The 13726-nt window shown below is 70.1% G+C and carries 13 protein-coding genes; 5 read left to right on the forward strand and 8 right to left on the reverse strand.

Annotated elements, in window-relative coordinates; translation table 11 throughout:
- Positions 1–9: 9 nt before the first annotated feature.
- Positions 10–1221: a thiolase family protein gene (locus ACG04R_RS24200; protein WP_394416254.1), complete on the reverse strand. Its 1212-nt coding sequence runs from the start codon at positions 1219–1221 to the stop codon at positions 10–12.
- A gap of 179 nt (positions 1222–1400) precedes the next feature.
- Here ACG04R_RS24200 and ACG04R_RS24205 point away from each other — a divergent pair, with 179 nt between their 5' ends.
- Genes ACG04R_RS24205 through ACG04R_RS24220 form a run of 4 tightly spaced genes read left to right on the forward strand, consistent with a single transcriptional unit; the run spans position 1401 to position 5417 of the window.
- Entirely contained in the window at positions 1401–2228 is an 828-nt protein-coding gene (locus tag ACG04R_RS24205) for a crotonase/enoyl-CoA hydratase family protein (RefSeq protein WP_394416256.1), read from the forward strand.
- Positions 2225–4138, forward strand: a complete 1914-nt coding sequence (locus tag ACG04R_RS24210) for a feruloyl-CoA synthase (RefSeq protein WP_394416258.1) — start codon at positions 2225–2227, stop codon at positions 4136–4138. The genes ACG04R_RS24205 and ACG04R_RS24210 overlap by 4 nt, the downstream gene beginning before the upstream one ends.
- The gene (locus ACG04R_RS24215) at positions 4135–4899 is read left to right on the forward strand and encodes an SDR family NAD(P)-dependent oxidoreductase (RefSeq protein WP_394416260.1); all 765 of its coding nucleotides are present in this window, start codon (positions 4135–4137) and stop codon (positions 4897–4899) included. The genes ACG04R_RS24210 and ACG04R_RS24215 overlap by 4 nt, the downstream gene beginning before the upstream one ends.
- 38 nt (positions 4900–4937) lie before the next feature.
- The gene (locus tag ACG04R_RS24220) at positions 4938–5417 is read left to right on the forward strand and encodes a MarR family winged helix-turn-helix transcriptional regulator (protein WP_394416262.1); all 480 of its coding nucleotides are present in this window, start codon (positions 4938–4940) and stop codon (positions 5415–5417) included.
- Here ACG04R_RS24220 and ACG04R_RS24225 read toward each other — a convergent pair.
- The 5 genes from ACG04R_RS24225 to pobA all read right to left on the reverse strand — a co-directional run bounded on the left by ACG04R_RS24225 (position 5414) and on the right by pobA (position 9939).
- Positions 5414–6400: an aldo/keto reductase gene (locus ACG04R_RS24225; protein WP_394416264.1), complete on the reverse strand. Its 987-nt coding sequence runs from the start codon at positions 6398–6400 to the stop codon at positions 5414–5416. The two genes, ACG04R_RS24220 and ACG04R_RS24225, sit on opposite strands and share 4 nt — an antisense overlap.
- Positions 6397–7353 carry a Gfo/Idh/MocA family oxidoreductase gene (locus tag ACG04R_RS24230; RefSeq protein WP_394416266.1) on the reverse strand — a complete coding sequence of 319 codons (957 nt, stop codon included), beginning with the start codon at positions 7351–7353 and terminating at the stop codon, positions 6397–6399. Before ACG04R_RS24230 ends, ACG04R_RS24225 begins: the two co-directional genes overlap by 4 nt.
- A complete protein-coding gene (locus tag ACG04R_RS24235) occupies positions 7350–8216 on the reverse strand; it encodes a class III extradiol dioxygenase subunit beta (protein ID WP_394416268.1) in 867 nt (288 codons plus the stop codon). The genes ACG04R_RS24230 and ACG04R_RS24235 overlap by 4 nt, the downstream gene beginning before the upstream one ends.
- 2 nt (positions 8217–8218) lie before the next feature.
- Positions 8219–8662 carry a protocatechuate 4,5-dioxygenase subunit alpha gene (ligA, locus tag ACG04R_RS24240; protein WP_394416270.1) on the reverse strand — a complete coding sequence of 148 codons (444 nt, stop codon included), beginning with the start codon at positions 8660–8662 and terminating at the stop codon, positions 8219–8221.
- Between the two features lie 104 nt (positions 8663–8766).
- Positions 8767–9939 (reverse strand): 4-hydroxybenzoate 3-monooxygenase, encoded by a 1173-nt coding sequence (gene pobA, locus ACG04R_RS24245; protein WP_394416406.1) that lies wholly within the window; start codon positions 9937–9939, stop codon positions 8767–8769.
- Positions 9940–10045: 106 nt separating this feature from the next.
- On the opposite strand from pobA, the gene ACG04R_RS24250 reads away from it, so the two are divergent.
- Positions 10046–10939 (forward strand): helix-turn-helix domain-containing protein, encoded by an 894-nt coding sequence (locus ACG04R_RS24250; protein WP_394416272.1) that lies wholly within the window; start codon positions 10046–10048, stop codon positions 10937–10939.
- Here the strand turns inward: ACG04R_RS24250 and ACG04R_RS24255 are convergent.
- Both ACG04R_RS24255 and ACG04R_RS24260 read right to left on the reverse strand, forming a co-directional pair.
- The gene (locus ACG04R_RS24255) at positions 10936–12228 is read right to left on the reverse strand and encodes an NAD(P)/FAD-dependent oxidoreductase (RefSeq protein WP_394416274.1); all 1293 of its coding nucleotides are present in this window, start codon (positions 12226–12228) and stop codon (positions 10936–10938) included. The genes ACG04R_RS24250 and ACG04R_RS24255 overlap by 4 nt on opposite strands.
- A 7-nt stretch (positions 12229–12235) precedes the next feature.
- A complete protein-coding gene (locus ACG04R_RS24260; RefSeq protein ID WP_394416276.1) occupies positions 12236–13726 on the reverse strand; it encodes an aldehyde dehydrogenase in 1491 nt (496 codons plus the stop codon).

Below are 13726 nucleotides of genomic sequence, written 5' to 3' on the forward strand. Positions count from 1 at the left end.
GGGACCCTGTCAGTGGTTGCGGGAGTCGGTCACGCGCAGCACGGTGGCCAGCCCGGTGTCGCCGGCCGCGCAGCCGGTGAACAGGCCCACGCCACCGCCGCGCAGCACCAGCTCCTCGATCAGCTCGATGACGCCGCGCAGGCCGGTCGGCGCCTGCGGATGGCCCCAGATCAGCGAGCAGCCGTAGTTGTTCATGCGTTCCCACGGGAAGCCGAGGTCGGCCGCCAGCGCGAGGTCGTTGACCGAGAAGGGGTTGTGCGTCTTCACGGCATGCAGCTCGGTCGCCGCGAGGCCCGCGCGCTTCAGCGCTGCCTGCGCGGCGGGGCCGGGAGCTGCGGGCATGTAGCCGGCTTCCTCGCGGTACATGCCGAAGCTCAGCACCTCGATCTCGATGCCGGGGTCGAGCGACACCTCGCGGGCGAACTCCCGCGTCGTGAGGATGGCGCCGGCATTGCCGTCGGCCGGGTGCGTCTGGCCGCCGAAGGTGATGGTGCCGTGCTCGCCGGCCACCGGCTTGAGCTTGGCCAGGCCCTCGGCGGTTGTCGGGAACACGCCTTCGTCGGTGGCCAGCGCGCCGCTGGCCTTGCGGAAGCGGCTGTCGTACAGCGGCACGTCGACCATGTAGCGCTTCTGGAAGGCGCGGTCGTCGGCCAGGGCCTGCTGGTACTGCTCATGACGGCGCAGCTTGACGGCATGCTGCTGGGCCGTCGTGAAGCCGTAGCGGCGCGCGACGTTCTCGCCGGTCTGCAGCATGGAGCCCTTGAAGTAGGGGTCGTGACCCATGTTGTCGGTGACCCAGCGCTCGGTATGGCCGTAGCCGCCGGTGCCCTTGGGATCGGGGTAGTAGATGACCGGCCCGTTGGACTGGCGGTCGGCCATCACCAGCAGCGCGCAGCGCGAGCTGCCTGCGGCGATCTCGTGGCTGGCCAGTTGCATCGCGCGCACGCTGGTGGCGCAGGCCTGCTGGATGGTGGGCCCGGCCACGCGGTCGATGCCCATCAGCCCCGTGACCCAGGGCAGGCCGTAGAAGCCGCCCAACTGCGGGTTGGTCACGCCCAGGATGCCGAGGTCGATGGCCTCCACAGGGAAGCGCCGCGCCTCCAGCGCGCTGCGGCCGCACAGCGCGGCCAGGTGCAGCGCGTTCAGGTGGGCCAGCGAGCCCTGCCACTTGGCGAAGGGGGTGGACCAGTAGGCGCCGTAAGGGATGTAGCTGCTGCTCATGGGTGGCCTGTTGACTCAAGTTTGTAATTGCAATGTATAACTATCTTAATGGCCAATCAAGCGGCATTTCCTGCGTTTTCATGCGGGACTGTCATGGCTAACCCTAGAATTTTGCGCTTGAAATGCTTCGCGGCTTGAACGATCATTTGCCCTGAATGTAGTTCAACAAGTGAATCAAAATGAAGCCTGCCGAGCCTTTGCTGCCACCCGAGACGCCGGTCGATGGCCTGCTGGCCAGCCTGGATCTGTTGACCATCACGCGCGCTGGCGCCGTGCTGCACTTGCGCCTGAACCGGCCCGCCAAGCGCAACGCGATCTCCGACGAGCTGATCCGCCAGCTGCACACCGCCGTGCTGAACCTGCCCGCCGACGTGAACGCCGTGCTGATCAGCGGCGAGGGGGCACATTTCTGCGCCGGGCTCGACTTGTCGGAGCTGGTGGAGCGCGACATCGGCGGTGCCGTGCAGCACTCGCGCGGCTGGCATGCGGTGTTCGACGCGCTGCAGTTCGGCCGGGTGCCGGTCGTCGCGGCGCTGCATGGCGCCGTCGTGGGCGGCGGCCTGGAGCTGGCCGCGGCCTGCCATCTGCGCGTGGCGGACGACAGCGCCTACTTCGGCCTGCCCGAGGGGCAGCGTGGCATCTTTGTGGGCGGCGGCGGTTCGGTGCGCATCCCGCGCCTGATCGGCGTCGCGCGGATGACGGACATGATGCTGACCGGCCGCGTCTACGACGCCGACCAGGCCGAGCGCGCCGGCCTCGTGCAGTACCGCGCACCGGCCGGCGGCGCGCTGGCCAAGGCGATGGAGGTCGCGCAGGCCGCGGCGCGCACGTCGCCGATGACGGCGTTCGCCGTCATCCACGCGCTGCCGCGCATTGCCGAGCAGGGCGCGGCGGAGGGGCTGTTCACCGAGGCGCTGATGTCGGCCGTCGCGGCCAGCACGCCCGAGGCCAAGGCCCGGCTGCAGGCCTTCCTCGAAGGCAAGGCGGCCAAGGTGGTGAAGTCATGAGCGCCGCGCCGGGCCGCTCCCTAGCCGCGGGCGACGCTGTCCACGTGGGCGCGGGCTTCCGTGATGCGCGCGTTGGCGGCTGCGTCGTCGCCACGCTGGTCGACCGCCCCGATGGCAGCCAGGTGCTGTCCTCCACCGAGCCGTTGCAGGCCTACCCCGAGCGCCTGACCGACGTGCTGGAGCACTGGGCCCGCACATCGCCCGCGCGCCCGCTGCTCGCGCAGCGCGACGCGTCCGGCGCGTGGCAACACCTCAGCTACGCCGACATGCTGGCGCGTGCGCAGGCCGTCGGCCAGGCGCTGCTGGACGCCGGCGTCAGCGCCGAGCGCCCGCTGGCCATCCTGGCCGACAACAGCCTGGACCACGCCACGCTGATGATGGGCGCGATGTGGGCCGGCGTGCCCTATGCCAGTGTGTCGGTGGCCTACGCACTGGTGTCCAGCGACTTCGCACGGCTGCGCCACATCCTGGGCGTGCTGACGCCGGGCATGGTCTACGCGGCGCACGACGGCTTCGGCCGCGCGATCTCGGCGCTGGTGCCGGCCGACGTGCCCGTCGTGCTGGGCCGCGGCGAGCTGGCGGACCGGCCCACGACGCCCTTCGCCACGCTGCTCGACACGCCGCCCGGCCCCGCGCTGGCGCAGGCCCACGCGGCCGTCACCGCCGACACCATCGCCAAGATCCTGTTCACCAGCGGCAGCGCCAGCGCGCCCAAGGGCGTCATCACGACGCACCGCATGCTCAGCGCCAACCAGCAGATGCTGCGCCAGTGCATGGCCTTCCTGGCCGACGAGCCGCCGGTGCTGCTGGACTGGCTGCCGTGGAGCCACACCTTCGGCGGCAGCCACAACCTGGGCATCGCGCTCTACAACGGCGGCAGCCTCTACATCGACGATGGCAAGCCCACGCCGACCGGCTTCGCGCAGACGGTGCGCAACCTGAAGGACGTGTCGCCCACGGTCTACTTCAACGTGCCCAAGGGCCTGGAGGAACTGGCCAACGCGATGGACGTCGATGCGGAGCTGCGCGACGCCTTCTTCCGCCAGCTCAAGGCCATCATGTTCGCCGCCGCCGGCCTGTCGCAGGCCGTGTGGGACAAGCTCGACCGCCACGCCGTCGCCGCCTGCGGCGAGCGCGTGCGCGTGCTGACCAGCCTGGGCATGACCGAGACGGCGCCGTCCGGCCTCTTCCTCGTCGGCACGCACGCCCGCTCGGGCCACGTGGGCCTGCCTTGCCCCGGCGTCGAGGCCAAGCTCGTGCCGGTGCAGGGCAAGCTGGAGGTGCGCTTCCGCGGCCCCAACGTCATGCCCGGCTACTGGCGCGAGCCGGCGCTGACGGCCAAGGCCTTCGATGCCGAGGGCTTCTACTGCACCGGCGACGCGGTGCGGTTCGTGGATGCCGAGGACCTGTCGCTGGGCCTGTCCTTCGACGGTCGCATCGCCGAGGACTTCAAGCTCTCCACCGGCACCTTCGTCAGCGTCGGCCCGCTGCGCTCGCGCATCGTGCTCGAAGGCCACCCCTACGTGCAGGACGCCGTGCTGGCCGGCCTGAACCGCGACCAGGTCGCCGCACTGATCTTCCCACGGCTGGCGGACTGCCGGGCGCTGGCCGGCCTCGGCCCCGAAGCCGCGGCAGCCGACGTGCTGCACCACCCGCACGTGCGCGAGCGCTTCCAGCAGCTGGCCGACAGGCTCTACGCGCAGGGCACGGGCAGCGCCAACCGTGTCGAGCGCCTGCACGTGCTGGTCGAGCCGCCGTCCGTCGCGCACGGCGAGATCACCGACAAGAACTCCATCAACCAGCGTGCCGTGCTGAGCCACCGCGCCGCCCTGGTCGACGCCCTCTACGAAGGCGCCGACGCCGACCCGTGGCTCATCCGCCCCCGCAAAACCTCGAAGGAATTGACATGAACATCCAGCACCAGGCCGCGCTCGTCACCGGCGGCGGCTCCGGCCTCGGCGAGGCCGTCGCGCGCGAACTCGCGAAGCAGGGCGCCAAGGTTGCCGTGCTCGACATCAACGCCGCCGGCGCGCAGCGCGTGGCGGCCGACATCGGCGGCATCGCCTGCGCCTGCGACATCACCGACCCAGCTTCCGTGCAGGCCGCACTCGACGCCGCCGAGGCCGCCCATGGCCCGGCGCGCATCCTGATGAACATCGCCGGCATCGGCACCGCCAAGCGCGTCATCGCCCGCGACGGCTCCCCCGCGCCGCTGGAGGACTTCGAGCGCGTCGTGCGCATCAACCTGATCGGCACCTACAACGTCATCCGCCTCGCCGCGGCCCGCATGGCCAAGCTGGAGGGGCTGGACGACGGCGAGCGCGGCGTCATCCTGTGCACCGCATCGGTCGCCGCCTTCGACGGCCAGGTGGGCCAGGAGGCCTACTCGGCCTCCAAGGCCGGCATCGTCGGCATGACGCTGCCGCTCGCGCGCGACCTCGCGCAGCATGGCATCCGCGTGTGCACGGTCGCGCCGGGCCTGTTCGCGACGCCGCTGGTCAAGGAACTGCCGGAAGAGGTGCAGGCCAATCTGGCCGCGTCCATTCCGTTCCCGAAGCGGCTGGGCAAGCCCGAGGAGTTCGCGGCGCTGGCGGCGCACTTCGTCGTCAACACGCACCTGAACGGCGAGGTCATCCGGCTGGACGGCGCGCTGCGCATGGCGCCGCGCTGAGGGCCTGGTCATGGGCCTGCGTGGGGCATCATGCCGGCATGTCGTCGAAGACCAAGAAGACCGAACTGAAGACCGGCCCGCTGGAGTCGGTGATCGGCTACCGCATCGCGAAGGCGCGGGTCACCACCCAGGCCTTGTTCGTCCGCCACATCGGCAAGCCGTTCTCGTTGCGGCCGGTGGAGTTCTCGCTGCTGATGCTGCTGCAGGCCAACGAGGCGGTGACGCCGGCGCAGCTGAGCGACGCGCTGTCGCTGTCGCGGCCGCACCTGACGCTGCTGCTGGACCGCATGCAGGAGCGCGGCCTCATCGACCGCGCGCGCAGCCAGGTCGACCGCCGCTCGCAGCAGGTGACGCTGACCGATGCCGGCCAGGTGCTCTCGGCCGAGCTGGCGCAGCGCGCGCCGCAGATGGAGGGTGAGCTGCAGCTGAGCCTGTCCGCCGCCGAGCGCGCCATGCTGATCGAGCTGCTGGACAAGGTCGCCGCGCACGGCGGGCCGGTGCCTGACGACGAAGCCTAGAACTCTTCCGTGTCGATCTCGGCCTGCGTGGCCTCGTTGTAGCGCGCGCCGCTGACCGTGCGCTGGTTGATCAGCGCGTCGAGCCGCGCCAGCGTGGCGCCGTCCAGCGTGAGCTGCGGTGCGGCCAGCAGTTCCCACAGGTGCGCCGCCTGGGATGTGCCGGGGATGGGCACGATGTCCTCGCCCTGGTGCAGCAGCCAGGCCAATGCCAGCGTCGCCGGTGCGCAGCGCAGCTGATGGGCCTCGTCCTGGAAGGCGTCCAGCAGCTTCAGGTTGGCCGCGTAGTGCTGCGGCGAGAAGCGCGGCATGGCGCGGCGGATGTCCTTCGGGGCCAGCGCGTTGACGTCGCGCAGCTCGCCGCCCAGGAAGCCGCGCGCCAGCGGGCTGAATGCGACGAACGCGACGCCCAGCTCGCGGCAGGCCTGCAGCGCGCCCAGCTCGGGGTTGCGCGTCCACAGCGAGTATTCGCTCTGCAGCGCGGTGATCGGGTGCACCGCGTGCGCGCGGCGCAGCGTCGTGGCCGACACCTCGGACAGACCCAGCGCCCGCACCTTGCCGGCGCGCACGAGTTCGGCCATGGCGCCGACGCTGTCCTCCACCGGGACCTTGGCGTCCAGCCGGTGCAGGTAGAGCACGTCGATGACGTCGGTGCGCAGCCGCTTCAGGCTGGCGTCGACGCTGACGCGGATGGTGTCGGGGCGGCCATCGATGACACGCACGCCGTCCACGCCCTGCATGCCGCACTTGCTCGTCAGCACGATGCGCTCGCGGTGCATGGCCAGCACCTCGCCGACCAGCTCCTCGTTGGCGCCGAAACCGTAGAGCGCGGCCGTGTCGAACAGCGTCACGCCGTTGTCCAGCGCGCCGTTCAGCACGGCCGCGGCTTCGGCACGCGACGGCGGCGTGCCGTAGGCGTGGCTCAAGTTCATGCAGCCCAGGCCGATGGCCGAGACCTCGAAGGGGCCGATGCGTCTTGTTTTCATGCGCCCAATTGTTGTTCGAGCTGGTGCAGCACCCGGTAGCAAGGCAGCACTTGCGCCACGCTGCCATTGGGCTCGCGTCCCTCGCGGATGGCGGCGAAGAACTCGCGGTCCTGCAGCTCGATGCCGTTCATCGATACGTCCACGTGGGACACATCGATCTTGTTCTCCTTGCCGTCGAACAGGTCGTCGTAGCGCGCGATGTAGGTGCCTGTGTCACCGATGTAGCGGAAGAACGTGCCCAGCGGCCCGTCGTTGTTGAACGACAGGCTCAGCGTGCAGATCGCGCCGTTGGCGGCCTTCAGCTGGATGCTCATGTCCATCGCGATGCCCAGCGTCGGGTGGATGGGCCCTTGCAGCGCGTTGGCCTGCACGACGGGGCTGCCTGCCTGATGCGCGAACAGGTCCACCGTGTGCGCGGCGTGGTGCCATAGCAGGTGGTCTGTCCAGCTGCGCGGCTGGCCCAGCGCATTCATGTTGGTGCGGCGGAAGAAGTAGGTCTGCACGTCCATCTGCTGGATGTTGAACTCGCCCGCGGCGATCTTCTGGTGCACCCACTGGTGGCTGGGGTTGAAGCGCCGCGTGTGGCCGCACATCGCGACCAGGCCCGAGGCCTTGGCGACCTGCACGACCTCTTCGCCATCCGCCAGCACGTCGCACAGCGGAATCTCCACCTGCACATGCTTGCCCGCCTTCAGGCAGGCCAGCGTCTGGCTGGCGTGCATCTGCGTGGGCGTGCACAGGATGACGGCGTCCACCTCAGGTCTAGCTAGGCTGTCAGCCAGCTCGGTCGTCACGTGGCCGATGCCGTACTTGGCTGCGACCTCTTTTGTCTTGTCCAGATCGCGGCTGATCAGCGAGACGACCTCGACGCCGTCGATGTTCTTGATGGCATCCAGATGCTTGATGCCGAAGGCGCCGGCGCCGGCCAGCGCCACGCGAATAGGCTTGCTCATGTGTTCTCCAGAATCAAATGGCCCACCGCCGTGTTCGACGCGGGCACGTGATAGAAGCGATGCGCGACCCGCGGGGCCGCCCCACCGGCGACGTCGGCCATCGCGCCGCGGGCAATGAGCCACATGACCAGCTCGATGCCCTCGGAGCCGGCTTCGCGCACGTACTCGTCGTGCTTGACCTGCGACAACGCCTCGGGCTCGGCGATCAGTCGATCCAGGAAGCGGTTGTCCCACTCGCGGTTGATGAGGCCCGCGCGCGGGCCCTGCAGCTGGTGGCTCATGCCACCCGTGCCCCAGATCTGCACGTTGAGATCCGGCCCGTAGGACTCGACGGCCCGGCGGATGGCCTGGCCCAGCATGAAGCAGCGCCGCCCCGACGGCACCGGGTACTGCACGACGTTGACGGCGAACGGGATGACCGCGCAGGGCCAGGCGCCGGCCACCGGGTCGGGCTGGCCGCACATCAGCGACAGCGGCACCGTGAGGCCGTGGTCCACGGCCATCTTGTTGACGATGGTGAGGTCGAAGTCGTCCTGGATGACGCTGTGCGCTATGTGGCTGGCCAGCTCCGGGTGGCCGATGACGGGCGGCACCGGGCGCGGGCCCCAGCCTTCGTCGGCGGGCTCGAAGCGCGCGGCGGTGCCGATGGCGAAGGTCGGGATCAGGTCCAGGCTGAAGGCGGTGGCGTGGTCGTTGTAGACGAGGAAGACGACGTCAGGCTTGTTCTGTGCAAGCCAGCGCTTGGAGAACTCGTAGCCGGCGAACAGCGGTTGCCAGTAGGGCTCTTGGGCCTTGCCCAGGTCCAGCGCCGCGCCGATGGCGGGCACGTGGGAGGTGTAGACGGAAGCGGTGATGCGGGCCACGGTTATTTGCCTTCCTTGCGGCCAGCCTGGCCTTGCGGCTGGCGGTGGGGCTGGGCATCGCCGTCCTCGCCGAGGCGGCGGTTGCCCTGGATGGAGCGGCCGCCGGCAACCATCATGTCGCGGTACTCGGCCTCGGTCATGCCGGTCATGCTGCCCGCCATCTGCTGGAAGCTCTTGCCGTCGGTGGCGCCGATCTTGGCCAGGAAGTAGATGTTGCCGCCCAGGCGGATGCACTCGTTGAGGTCACGCGCGAGCACGGCGGCCTTCTGCGCATCGGTCATGGGCCACTCGTCGAGGTAGGCGCGTTCGTCGGCCTTGAAACGCTCGCGGTTGTCTGCCTTCATCAGCGACATGCAGAACTGGTTGAGCCAATAGCCCTTGCGCGACTGCTCCGCGTCGAAGATGGTCGTGCCCGGGATGTCCTGGTAGGGTTTGTCGAGGGGCATGGGTTGGCGTGGTGTCGGGTCTGGGGCGCATTCTTCGCACTCCAGCCCCATCAATCGAGTTCTGGCTCGCACTAGCTGCTATCGCAAGCCGGCATGGGTTGACCTTACCAGGGCAGGCCGACGTAGTTCTCCGCCATCGCGGCCTTGGCGCTGTCCGACGTGACGAGGTATTCCAGCTCCGCGCGGTGCAGCTTGGCGTCGATTTCGGGCTCGTTGGGCAGGTTGTGCATCAGGCTGGTGAACCACCACGAGAAGCGCTCGGCCTTCCAGATGCGCGACAGGCAGCGCGCCGAGTAATGCTCGATGCCGGCCTCGCTGCGCTCGCGGTAATGCTCGATCAGTGCCTGCGACAGGTAGTGCACGTCCGACGCGGCGAGGTTGAGCCCCTTGGCGCCGGTGGGCGGCACGATGTGGGCGGCGTCGCCGGCCAGGAAGAGGCGGCCGAAGCGCATCGGCTCGGCGACGAAGCTGCGCAGCGGCGCGATGCTCTTCTCCAGCGACGGGCCGGTGACGAGGGCGGCCGCGGCGGCCGGGTCCATGCGCGAGCGCAGCTCGTCCCAGAAACGCTCGTCGCTCCAGTCGGCGACCTGTTCGGTCAGCGGCACCTGCAGGTAGTAGCGGCTGCGCGTGTTGGAGCGCATGCTGCACAGCGTGAAGCCGCGCTCGTGGCGGCCATAGATCAGCTCGTGGCCGACCGGCGGCGTGTCGCTGAGCATGCCCAGCCAGCCGAAGGGGTAGACCTTCTCGTGGGTGCTGATGGCCTCGGCCGGCACGCTGGCGCGGCTGACGCCGTGATAGCCGTCGCAGCCAGCGATGTAGTCGCATCGCACCTCCACGCGCTCGCCGTCCACCGTGCAGCGCGCGCCGGGGCTGTCGCCGTCGAAGCCGAACAGCTCCACGTCGGTGGCGGAGTACAGCGTGGGCAGGCCGGCCGCGGCGCGGGCTTCCATCAGGTCGCGCGTGACCTCGGTCTGGCCATAGACCATGACCGATTTGCCGCCCGTGAGCCGCTTCAGGTCGATGTGGTGGCGCTGGCCGTCGAACATGAGCTCGAAGCCGTCGTGCACCAGGCCTTCTTCATGCATGCGGGCGCCGACGCCGGCCTGGTCCAGCAGGTCGACGGTGGTCTGTTCCAGCACGCCGGCGCGGATGCGGCCCAGCACGTAGTCGCCGGTCTGGCGTTCGAGGATGAGGTTGTCCACGCCAGCCTTGTGCAGCAGCTGGCCTAGCAGCAGACCCGACGGGCCGGCGCCGACGATGAGGACCTGGGTGCGCAGTGTTTTCATGTCTCGTTGTTGATGTAGGTCACGTGCATCGAGATTAGGTCTGGGCGGGCCTGTAAACAATGGACGCTTGGAACCAGCACTTGCACAATCCGAACCCATGCAGATTTCCCAGTCCGCCACGTCGCCACCGCTCTACGAGCTTTATGGCGAGTTGGGAAGGGACGCGGCCCTCGACGGCTTCCATCTGGAGTCCATTGCCGACCGGAGCCGATTGCACAATTGGGAAATCCAGCCGCATCGGCATGCATCGCTCGTCCAGCTGCTGCTGATCCAGGGCGGCACGGCCCGTGTGCAGGTGGACGGCCGCACGCTGGCGTTGCGCGCGCCGGCCCTGGTCTGGGTGCCGGCGCTGACGGTGCACGGCTTCGCGTTCTCACCCGGCACCGAGGGCTACGTGCTGACGTTGGAGCAGGGGCGGCTGCGCACGCTGCTGGGCCCGGCACGCGGCCTGTGGGAGGGATTGGCCGCGTCGCGCGCCGCGGCGCTGCGGCGCGGTTCGGCGCCAAGCCAGACGCTGCTGTCCGTGGCCCGCGCGCTGCACGACGACTACCACGGCGCAGCCCCCTGGCGAGCCCAGGTGCTGGACGGCGCGGTGCTGATGGCGGTGGCGCTGGTGGCGCGCCTGCCGGCGCTGGTTGCCGAGCCGACCGAGGCCGCGCCGCCGGAGGGGCGGGCGATGCAGCATCTGGCGCGCTTTCGCGAGGAGGTCGAGCGCCAGTTCCGCGGCCAGCCCAGCCTGCAGGCGCTGGCCGCGCCGCTGGGCATCACGACGACCCAGCTCAACCGCATCTGCCGGCGGCACCTGCGCTGCTCGGCGCTGGACGTGCTGCACCAGCGGCTGCTGCTGGAAGCCAAGCGCGAGCTGGGCTACACGACGCTGCAGGTACGCCAGATCGCCGACGGGCTGGGCTTTGCCGACCCGGCCTACTTCACGCGCTTCTTCCAGCGCTTGACGGGGCAGTCGCCGACGGCCTGGAGAGAACAGCGCTAGCGCTGGAGTTTGTCGCGCAGGTCGTACCAGGCCGCGCCCAGCGCCGTCAGTGGCACGCGCAGCAGCCGGCCGCCGGGGAAGGGGTGGTGCGGCAGCGCCGCGAACGCGTCGAAGCGTTCGGCCTGGCCGCGGATGGCCTCGGCCAGCACGCGGCCGATCAGGTGCGTGAACGTCACGCCGTGGCCCGAGCAGCCCTGTGAGTAATAGATGTTGGGGGCCAGCCGCCCCACCTCGGGCAGGCGCGACAGCGTCAGCAGGAAGTTGCCCGTCCAGCCGAAGTCGACGCGCACGCCTTTGAGCTGCGGGAAGGTCTTCAGCAGCTTGGGCCGGATGATGGACTCGACATGCGCCGGGTCGCGCGCGCCGTAGATGACGCCGCCGCCGTAGATCAGCCGGCGGTCGGCCGACAGGCGGAAGTAGTCGAGCAGGAAGTTGCAGTCCTCGACGCAGTAGTTCGTCGGCAGGATCTCGGGGAAGCGTCCGCCCAGCGGCTCGGTCGCGATGACCTGCGTGCCGCAGGGCATGGACCGCGCGGCGAGCTGCGGCTCCAGCCCGCCGAGGTAGGCGTTGCCGGCGACGACGACGAACCTGGCCCGCACCTGGCCGCCGGCCGTGTGCACGACGGCCGGGTCGCCGCGCTCGATGCGCGTGACGGCCGAGTCCTCGTGGATGACGCCGCCCAGCGACTCGAGGGCCAGGGCCTCGCCCTGCGCCAGCCGCAGCGGGTGCACATGGCCGGTGCTACGGTCCAGCAGCGTCGCACGGTAACGGCGCGTGCCGGTGATGGCCTCGCTGTGACCGGCGTCCAGCAGCTCCAGATCGCGATGGCCGAAGCGCTCCCACAAGGCCTTGTGGTGTTCGAGCTGGCCCACCTGACGCTTGCTGATGGCGGCGAACACGCCGCCGGGCCGGAAGTGGCAGTCGATGCCGTACTGCTGGATGCGTTGCTTGATGATGGCCGCGCCCTCGAACGCCATCGCGCCGAGCGCGCGCGCGGTGGCGGTGCCATGGCGGGCTTCGATGACGTCCAGGTCGCGCGAGTAGCTGTGCACCAGCTGGCCGCCGTTGCGGCCCGAGGCGCCCCAGCCGACACGCTGCGCCTCCAGCACGACGACCCGGTAGCCGGCCTCGGCGAGGTGCAGCGCCGTGGACAGGCCGGTGTAGCCGGCGCCGATGACGACGGCGTCGGCCTCGGTGCTGCCTTGCAGCGCGGGCCTCGGCGGCTGCGGCAGGCCGGTGGCGGCATAGAGGGACGGCGCATGGCCGCCCGGTGATGGCGATGTCTGCATGCGAGCCTCAGCCGCCGATGCGCAGCCAGGTGGTCTTGAGTTCCGTGTACTTGTCGAAGGCGTGCAGCGACTTGTCACGGCCGTTGCCGCTCTGCTTGAAGCCGCCGAAGGGCACGGTGATGTCGTCGTCGTCGTACTGGTTCACGTGCACGGTGCCGGCGCGCAGCGCGCGCGATACGCGGTGGGCGCGGTCCAGCTGGCCGGTCCAGACGCTGGCCTGCAGGCCGTAGGGACTGTCGTTGGCGATGGCGATGGCTTCTGCCTCGGTGTCGAACGCGATGACGCCCAGCACCGGGCCGAAGATTTCCTCGCGGGCGATGCGCATGCCGTTGTCGACTGCGCTGAACACGGTGGGCTCGACATAGAAGCCGCCGGTCTCCGCCCGCACGCGCTGGCCGCCGCAGGCAAGGGTCGCGCCTTCGTCCTGGCCGGCCTGCACATAGCCCAGCACCGTGCGCATCTGCGCCTCGTCGACGAGGGCGCCCATGGTGCTGGTCTCGTCCAGCGGGTGGCCGGGCGCATGGCGCCGTGCCACGTCGGTGACCCAGGCGACGCACTCCTCGACGCGCGAGCGGTGCACCAGCAGCCGCGTCGGCGCATTGCAGGACTCGCCCTGGTTATAGAACACGCTGCCCGCCGCCGTGCGAGCGGCGCGCTCCAGGTCGGCGTCGGCGAAGACGAGATAGGCGGACTTGCCGCCCAGCTCGTTGTAGACCCGCTTCAGGTTGGACTCGGCCGACGCCGCCAGCATGCGCCGGCCCGTGCGCGTGGAGCCGGTGAAGCCGATGGCGTCCACGTCCATGTGCAGCGCCAGCGCCTCGCCGGCCTCGGGGCCGTAGCCGGGCACGACGTTCAGCACGCCCGCCGGCAGGCCGGCTTCCAGCGCCAGCTCGGCCAGCCGTAGCGCGCTGTAGGGCGACTTCTCGCTAGGCTTGAGCACGACGCTGTTGCCGGCGGCCAGTGCCGGGCCCAGCTTCCACGCGGCCATGAGGAGCGGGTAGTTCCACGGCACGATGGCGGCGATGACGCCCATCGGCTCGCGCGTGACGAGGGCCAGCGCGTTGGCCGGCGTCGGCGCGATCTCGTCGTAGAGCTTGTCCACGGCCTCGCCGTACCAGGCGAGGCAGTTGGCCGAGGACGGCACGTCCACCGCCCGCGCATGGGCGATGGGCTTGCCCATGTCCAGCGTCTCCAGCAGCGCCAGTTCGTCCCTGTTCTCCAGCAGCAGCTCGGCCCAGCGTTGCAGCACACGCTTGCGCTCGCGCGGCGCCTGCCGGCGCCAGCGGCCGCCGTCGAAGGCGCGGCGCGCGGCGGCCACGGCAGCGTCGATGTCCTCGGCGCGGCCACGGGCCACGGGGCCCAGCAGGCGGTTGTCGATGGGCGAATGCTTGGCGAAGGTCTCGCCGCTGGTGCTGTCGACGCGTTGGCCGTCGATGAGCAGGCGGCCGTCCAGGCGCAGCGCGGCGGCACGGGTGTGCCAGTCGGTCTTGTCGCTCAT

The sequence above is a fragment of the Pelomonas candidula genome (genome assembly GCF_043555985.1).
GTDB lineage: Bacteria > Pseudomonadota > Gammaproteobacteria > Burkholderiales > Burkholderiaceae_C > Pelomonas > Pelomonas candidula.

Bases quoted from the DNA above. Each gene is read 5' to 3' on its own strand.
- ACG04R_RS24210 (WP_394416258.1), top strand. From the start codon at position 2,225: ATGAGCGCCGCGCCGGGCCGCTCCCTAGCCGCGGGCGACGCTGTCCAC.
- ACG04R_RS24225 (WP_394416264.1), bottom strand. From the start codon at position 6,400: ATGAAAACAAGACGCATCGGCCCCTTCGAGGTCTCGGCCATCGGCCTG.
- ligA (WP_394416270.1), bottom strand. From the start codon at position 8,662: ATGCCCCTCGACAAACCCTACCAGGACATCCCGGGCACGACCATCTTC.
- ACG04R_RS24220 (WP_394416262.1), top strand. From the start codon at position 4,938: ATGTCGTCGAAGACCAAGAAGACCGAACTGAAGACCGGCCCGCTGGAG.
- ACG04R_RS24200 (WP_394416254.1), bottom strand. From the start codon at position 1,221: ATGAGCAGCAGCTACATCCCTTACGGCGCCTACTGGTCCACCCCCTTC.
- ACG04R_RS24215 (WP_394416260.1), top strand. From the start codon at position 4,135: ATGAACATCCAGCACCAGGCCGCGCTCGTCACCGGCGGCGGCTCCGGC.
- ACG04R_RS24260 (WP_394416276.1), bottom strand. From the start codon at position 13,726: ATGAGCGACAAGACCGACTGGCACACCCGTGCCGCCGCGCTGCGCCTG.
- ACG04R_RS24205 (WP_394416256.1), top strand. From the start codon at position 1,401: ATGAAGCCTGCCGAGCCTTTGCTGCCACCCGAGACGCCGGTCGATGGC.
- ACG04R_RS24230 (WP_394416266.1), bottom strand. From the start codon at position 7,353: ATGAGCAAGCCTATTCGCGTGGCGCTGGCCGGCGCCGGCGCCTTCGGC.
- ACG04R_RS24250 (WP_394416272.1), top strand. From the start codon at position 10,046: ATGCAGATTTCCCAGTCCGCCACGTCGCCACCGCTCTACGAGCTTTAT.
- ACG04R_RS24255 (WP_394416274.1), bottom strand. From the start codon at position 12,228: ATGCAGACATCGCCATCACCGGGCGGCCATGCGCCGTCCCTCTATGCC.